Genomic DNA, 7600 nt, shown 5'->3' with positions numbered 1-7600 from the left:
GGAAAATACCTGTCGCTGGTGGTATTCGGACTGGTGATGATACTCATCCTGACTGTTTTCAGCGCGTATGCCGCCACCAGGATCATACATGTTGATCTACCGGTGATATGTTGCGGACTACTGGGGCTGTTCCTGCTGATCTGCGCATATGCAGCAGTGGGATTGTTCATGTCTGCATTGACATCCTATAATGTAGTGGCGGCCATCGGCACACTGGCTGTGCTCGCCGCTCTGAGCTCCATGAACAGGATTGGACAGGATATGGAATTTGTGAGGGATATCACATATTGGCTTTCGATCAATGGCAGGGCTGAAAGTTTTATCAGAGGATTGGTCACCAGCGAAGATCTAATTTACTTCATCATGGTATCGGGGATGTTCGTCAGTTTTACCATTCTTAAACTTCAGATCGCCAGGCAGAAAAGCAATTGGCTGACCAATACAGGAAAGTACCTGGCAGTGGTTACAATCACGGTCATGACCAGTTATATCAGCTCCATGCCCGTTTTTATGGGTTACCTGGATGTTACCAGGAACAAGTCCAACACCCTTACCAGGGCAAGCCAGGAGGTAGTCAGCAAAATGAAAGGCGGGCTCACCATCACTTCTTATACCAATATGCTGGAAGCGAATTACTACAGTGGTTTACCGCACGCATACAAGCCAGACCAGGAACTGTTTCAACGGTATATCCGGTTTAAACCGGACATCAAATTCAAATATGTCAGGTATTATAAGGAAGTGGAAAATCCTTACCTCGACCAGGCATTTCCTAATGTACATGGAGCAGAAAGAGTGGACACCATGGCCCGGCTTTATGACTATGATTTTGAAATTCTTCCCTATGAAAAGATAGCGGACCGGATCAACCTGGAGCCTGAAGGATTCAGATTTGTCCGTCAATTGAAAAGAGAAAATGGCCAATCCACCTTCCTCCGGATCTTTGAAGACATGCAGAAAGTACCGGATGAAGCGGAGATATCCGCAGCATTCAAGCGTTTGGTAATGAAACTGCCTCTAGTAGGCTTTGTAAGCGGGCATGGAGAAAGAGAGTCCGGTAACAATTTCGACAGGGGTTACAAGACCATCGCGCAGGAAAGAACCTTCCGGCATTCGCTGATCAACAATGGATTTGACTTCACCAATATATCATTGCTTCAGCCTGTTCCTGACTCCGTAAATATCCTTGTTATGGCAGATGTGAAGAAACTGCTGACACCTGAAGAAAAAGCAAATTTCGAAAATTACCTTTCGCGCGGCGGAAACCTGCTTATAGCTGGGGAACCCGGCAAACAGGAATTCATGAATGCCATTACGGAATCCCTGGGAGTTCAATTTATGGAAGGCATGCTGGTGAACCCATCCAAAGACCATCAGCAGGAATTGATCCTGAGTTCCGCAACACCTGAGTCGGCCACATTCTCCCATTACTTTGCCATTATGCGGGAGAAAAAACTGATGCTCACAACACCTACCGCCGGCACCTTAAAACTCACAACTGACAAAGGCTTCAAGGTCACTACCCTTTTCAGGACGGATACTGCCGGTACCTGGGTTGAAAAGGAGACCAGCAACTTTGTTGACGACAGTGCCATATTCAATCCTGCGCTTGAAACCAAAGATAGCCTTCCATTGGTAATGGCACTTAGCAGGAAAATCAATGACAGGGAACAGAAAATACTCATAGCAGGTGATGCGGACTGGATGAGCAATGCAGAACTCCGTACCAGTCGGCAGGATATCAGGCCCGCCAATTTCGGACTGATCACGGCCGCTTTCTACTGGATGTCTGACGGAGAAGCACCTGTGAATATGCGTCGCGATCCGCCACTCGACGAAAATCTGGATGTCACCAGGGAAGGATGGGCAGTAGCAGCCATTCTCCTCAAATGGATCTTCCCGGCCCTGCTTGTGATCACCAGCCTGGTGATCTGGATACGGAGAAAAGGAAGATAACAGTACCTCACTGTAATCATTATACGAAATACAATCATGAGCTTTATCACAGATAAACAAACGCTTGACGACCTGAGTATTTTCAGTAAGAGGGGTCAGCAATCTGTTTTCTCGATCTTCAATCACACAAATACAAAAGGAGGCGCAGAACAGCTGGAACAGATGTTCCGCGCCCCTCTTTCAAGCGAAGATGCAATCAACCGCCGAAGCGGTATTATCCGCTTCTTTGGCATCACGGATCAGGCATTTCCCTTCAGTAGCCAATCCATTGAACAGATAGAGCTATACCTGAACAATACTGACGTACGGTCGCAACTGACACATGAGAAAAAAAGCCTGGCACGTATTATCAAACAGGTAACAGGTTCCGATACCGGATACCAGCGAATAGCGAACGGTATTTCATCCCTCATCAGTGTTATCCATCAGCTCAAAGCGCTGATACAGGAGATCAGGCTTTCACCGCAAAGCGCGCCATATGAAGAAGAGCTGAGCGCTATCGGATCTGTACTGGCAACAGAAGGCTGGGATGTGATTTTCAGACATAACCAGCAGGTGAAACCCGGCTTTGAAGAAAACATCAAATTCGACAGGATTTTCCGGTACAGGAACATTGAGGAAGTTAAGCAGCTTCTCTGTTTCATCTACAACCTGGATGTATATTCTTCCGTGGCACGCGTGGCCCGTAAGCGGAACTTCGTATTTCCTGAAGCTATCAGTAAAGAAGCACACAGCCTTCACCTCACGGATGTATATCATCCATTGTTACAATCACCTGTATCAAACTCAATCAGCATTACTCCCGATAATAATGTGGCATTCCTCACCGGTGCCAATATGGCCGGGAAATCCACTTTCATGAAAGCAGTAGGAACAGCAGTGTACCTGGCGCATATGGGATTTCCTGTGGCAGCTGCAAAGATGCAGTTCTCCGTGAGAGATGGATTTTTCTCTACCATCAACCTGCCCGACAGCCTCAGCCTTGGTTATAGTCATTTTTACGTGGAAGTATTACGCGTGAAAAAAGTGGTGGAGCAAATGGCGCTCAGCAAGAGCCTGTTTGTAATCTTCGATGAACTGTTCAGAGGCACCAATGTAAAGGATGCGCGGGAAGCTACCATCGCTATCATTTCAGTTTTTGCACGCATGCGCAATTGCCAGTTCATTGTAAGCACTCATATCATGGAAGCTGGTGATGTATTGCAGAAGGCTCATGAAAATATCCACTTCATCTTCCTGCCTACCCATATGCAGTTACAGGGACCAGTATACACTTACAGGCTTGAAAAAGGTATTACTCCTGACAGGCATGGAATGATCATCATTAAAAATGAAGGAATAATGGAAGTATTACAAAAAGGGCTTCCAAAACAATAAAACAATATGTTGTTCATTACAGATAAACAGACATTGGAAGATCTCAATATCCAGGGAAAGTATAAGCCAGACTCACTTTTCAGCATTTTCAACCAGACAAAAACAAACGGAGGGGAGCGGTTGCTGGATCAACTATTCCATCATCCCTTGCTGAATGAAGCCCTCATCAATCAGAGAATTGCAGGTTTCCGTTACTTCCAGGAAAAAAACCTGCAATTCCCATTCGACGCAAGTGCGTTCAGCATTATGGAAGCATATCTTTATTCAGGCGGCAGGCAGCATACAGCTGCCGCCCTCCTTCAAACTTTTCGTAGACAATTACTGAAAGCAATGGGCCTGAAAGCTGAATACAATATGGTTTGCAATGGTCTTTTAACCACTATTCAGTTATTGACGCAGCTGTTCAACTTCATCCATCACCTGGATAACGCGGGTGATCATTTACCTTTCCATCATGAATTGAACGAACTTAAAGAATTATTCAGCAACAGGAAGCTTTTGAGAATAATAAGAGAAGGGAATGTTACCAGGGCCTGGTGGAAACTTGCCAGGTACGATCATTTTCTGAGAAATCAACTGCATGACAAAATGCGATCGATGCTGCAGTTCATATACCAGCTGGATATATTTATATCCGTTTCAAATGTGGCCAGGGAAAAAGGGTTTGTATATCCACTTGCTTTGCCTGCCAGGCAACACCAGCTTACTATCCTGGACTGCAGGCACCCTGCCCTCGAAAAAGCTACAGGGAACGATATCAGCTTCAACATGGAACAAAACCTGCTGTTTCTTACCGGGGCAAATATGGCTGGCAAATCCACTTTTATGAAGTCCATCGGAACCGCTGTTTACCTCGCACATATGGGGTTTCCTGTTGCTGCTGGTAAAATGGAGTTCTCCATCAAACAGGGGCTGTATTCATCCATCAATGTGCCGGATAACCTGTCTATGGGATACAGTCATTTTTACGCTGAAGTGCTGAGAGTGAAAAAAGTGGCGGAAGAGGTTGCCAGCGGCAAAGACCTGCTGGTGATTTTCGATGAACTATTCAAAGGCACCAATGTTCAGGATGCGTATGATGCAACCCTGGCAGTGACTGAAAGTTTTGCAGCTTACCGTAACTGTAATTTCATCATCTCCACTCATATCATTGAAGCCGGTGAAGCCCTTATGGAACATTCCACCAATATCCGGTTTGCATATATGCCTACAGTGATGGATGGGATGATTCCAGGATATACTTACACATTGACAAACGGTATCACAGCTGACAGGCACGGCATGCTGATCATCGAAAACGAAAATATCCTCAATATAATTCCATAAGAACAGAAAATTCTTTCTGACCAGGAACTGATGTACCTTCATTGTCCCTCTTCCATTATCAAAACCACAGACAATGATCAGTTTCAGTCATGAGGTATTTTTTGAAGTGGCCACCCAACTCAGCTTTTCCAAAGCCGCGGAAGTATTGTACATCAGTCAGCCTGCCATCACCAGGCATATCCAGACGCTTGAAAAGAATTACAGCACCAGCCTCTTCGAGCGGAAAGGAAATGCCATTTCGCTTACTTCCGAAGGAAAGCTGTTGCTGAGCTATGTAATGAAAGCACGGGAGTTGCAAAGACAACTCACTTTCGATATGAGCCGCCAGGATGATCTTAATCAGGCTAAAGGATCGCTCACACTTGGAACCAGCACCACCATTACATTGTACGTGATCCCTCCAGTATTCTCCGCCTTCCACCAGCAACATCCCAATATCGAGCTCACACTTGTGAACCGCAACTCCGAAAACATCCTCAAGGCTTTGCTGGATCATGAAATAGACCTCGGCATCACAGAAGGGAAGAAACAGCTCAATTCGGTAAAATACCAGTTCTTCATCTCCGATGAAGTGGTACCTGTATGCAGCGCTCGCAGCAGTCTTGTAAAAAGAAAGACCATCCAGCCGGAAGAGCTGAAACAAATACCGGTGGCGCTGCGCGAAAGAGGATCAGGCACATTGCAGGCCGTTACCGAAGCATTGCAGAAATGCAAAATGAGCATTGCGGATATCCGCCATAAGATCGTTTTAGGGGGTACTGAAGCATTGAAAAACTTCCTGTTGGATGATACTTGTGTGGGCTTCCTTCCACTCCGCTCCGTAGTGAAACAACTCAAAAATGGGGAACTGGTAAAATTGAATATTCCTGGAATGTCCATCCAGCGTGCATTCTACTTTGTTCAGCGGCGTGATTCAGAAGCCGATCGCCTCAACCAGCTTTTTATCAAGCTCGCTACCCGTTATAACAAAAAGTTATAGACCATAAGGAAACGGTATAACCTTTCGTGCAGCGACTCACTACATTTACATGGTCATTGAGCGAGAAATAGTGAGTTTATGAAAGTAGCACAACAACACAGCAGATTAGCCCAACTGGCTTGTTCAGATTGCGGAAAGGCCGTATCCATTTTTGAGCCGCAGACATTTTCACCCTGTTGCCAGCAGCCACTGGTGGCCATGTATGACCTGCCTCGGAACCTCTCTCCCACTACATTGCAGCAAAGAGTATCCACCATGTGGCGGTATGCGGAATTCCTTCCCGTGATGGATACGGAGAATATTGTCAGTTTGGGTGAAGGCATGACACCAGTGATCTACGCCAAACACCTGTCCGAAAAATATGAATTGCCGGATCTCTTTATCAAAGATGAATCAGGCAATCCAACCGGTTCTTTCAAAGCCCGTGGCATCAGTGTTGCGGTGAGCAAGGTAAAAGAATTCGGATTTGAAGGTTGTATCGTTCCCACGGCAGGTAATGCCGGAGGCGCAATGGCCGCTTACTGCGCCGCGGCAGGCATGAAAGCCGTGGTAGTGATGCCATCGCATACGCCGGATGTATTCAAGGAAGAATGCCGGCTGTTCGGCGCGGAACTGGTGCTGGTAGATGGGCTCATCAGCAATTGTGCCAAACGCGTTGCACAATTGAAACAATCACTTCCCTATTTTGATATCAGCACCATGAAAGAGCCTTTCCGCCTGGAAGGAAAGAAAACCATGGGATATGAGATTGCAGAGCAGTTCGGTTTTGAATTGCCCGATGTGATATTATATCCAACCGGAGGCGGCACCGGCCTGATCGGCATGTGGAAAGCCTTTTCCGAAATGGAAACTATGGGATGGATCGATAGCAAGCGCCCCAGGATGATTGCGGTACAGGCTGCAAATTGCCAACCGGTAGTGGAAAGATATTCCGGAAAGATCAGCAGCGTGAAGGAATATGCAGGGCAGCCCTCACTGGCAAACGGTTTGGCAGTACCCCATCCTTTTGCAGAAAAGATGATCCTGCGCGTACTGCGGGAATCCGGCGGACTGCCCGTAGCAGTAAGCGATGCGGATATGATCGCTGCCGTAAAACTGATCGCCCGCGAAGAAGGCTTGCTGATAGCTCCTGAAGGTGCAGGTCTGTGGGTGGCGTTACAGCAGTTGCTGAAACAGGGGTTGGTACACAGACAGGAGAAGATTCTGATGCTGAACACGGGCAACGGGTATAAGTATTTACAGAACTTATAGCTGGATCATAGCCCAAGTTCAACACTTTTTACAGAATGGATCTGGTAAGAGATCTTGACCCCACGGTTTGTATCTTCAACGGGCAATACAGCTTCTTCAAATGGGGCTACATAAGTAAATACAATTATTTTGTGATCCCAGATAGTTCCATCCGGCTTGTGATAATCCAGCCTGACTTTTACTTCTTCCAATACATATTGCGTATTGTTTGAGAGCGTCATTTTCAACCCTGAAATGCCGCCCAGCAGGCTGTATTTATAGGCACTGTTTCCTGCCTGAACATATTGCGAAATATTCTTTTTGATATGATTTTTCATTTGCTGCTCTTCCACCCTGGCATAAATGTATCTGCCACCCCAGGTCAATAACAGAATAGCTGAAATTATTATTAACAATTTACCTGCCCTCTTTCCTGAACGATATGCAGAGGATTGTTTTAAAGTTTCCAGAGAGGGAGGGGACTGCACTGATGAATTTCGGAAAGGCGGAGGATGACTGTTGAAAATGGCTTTCAACTCCTCAACTGAGCCCGCAAGCTGCCAGTCACTAAGACCTTCATGCCAAATGTAAGATTCAGGACGCAGGTTCAGTACCTGAAGCTCCGGAATTGAAAAAGGGCCATGTTGTTGTACCCCATCATGGGTATAGTATTTTTTCATGCGGATAAGGTTTTTAACCGGGAGACTATGGCAGACTAACGATAAAACAATG

Annotated in this window: 6 protein-coding genes; 5 read left to right on the top strand and 1 reads right to left on the bottom strand. The window is 46.2% G+C overall.

Annotated features, from left to right (window positions below):
* The 5 genes from ACTHMC_RS20950 to ACTHMC_RS20930 form a co-directional block, all read left to right on the top strand.
* Nucleotides 1-1956, top strand: a 1956-nt coding sequence (locus ACTHMC_RS20950; protein ID WP_440416101.1) for a Gldg family protein, incomplete at its 5' end; no start/stop codon positions are given.
* A gap of 36 nt (nucleotides 1957-1992) precedes the next feature.
* Complete coding sequence (locus ACTHMC_RS20945; RefSeq protein ID WP_440416099.1) at nucleotides 1993-3333, top strand: MutS-related protein; 1341 nt, start codon at nucleotides 1993-1995, stop codon at nucleotides 3331-3333.
* 6 nt (nucleotides 3334-3339) lie between these two features.
* Nucleotides 3340-4659: a MutS-related protein gene (locus tag ACTHMC_RS20940; protein ID WP_440416098.1), complete on the top strand. Its 1320-nt coding sequence runs from the start codon at nucleotides 3340-3342 to the stop codon at nucleotides 4657-4659.
* A gap of 73 nt (nucleotides 4660-4732) precedes the next feature.
* A complete protein-coding gene (locus ACTHMC_RS20935; protein WP_440416096.1) occupies nucleotides 4733-5638 on the top strand; it encodes a LysR substrate-binding domain-containing protein in 906 nt (301 codons plus the stop codon).
* A 78-nt stretch (nucleotides 5639-5716) separates the two neighbouring features.
* Nucleotides 5717-6889, top strand: coding sequence for a threonine synthase (locus ACTHMC_RS20930; protein WP_440416094.1), 1173 nt, complete (start codon nucleotides 5717-5719; stop codon nucleotides 6887-6889).
* 5 nt (nucleotides 6890-6894) lie between these two features.
* Here ACTHMC_RS20930 and ACTHMC_RS20925 read toward each other — a convergent pair whose 3' ends face one another.
* On the bottom strand, nucleotides 6895-7548 hold the full coding sequence (locus tag ACTHMC_RS20925; RefSeq protein WP_440416092.1) for a DUF4339 domain-containing protein: 654 nt from the start codon (nucleotides 7546-7548) through the stop codon (nucleotides 6895-6897).
* Nucleotides 7549-7600: the final 52 nt, after the last annotated feature.

The sequence above is a fragment of the Pseudobacter sp. genome (assembly GCF_051955275.1).
Taxonomy (GTDB): Bacteria; Bacteroidota; Bacteroidia; order Chitinophagales; family Chitinophagaceae; genus Pseudobacter.
The sequence above is the reverse complement of the archived record's forward strand: the minus strand, read 5'-3'. Positions and strand labels throughout refer to the sequence as shown.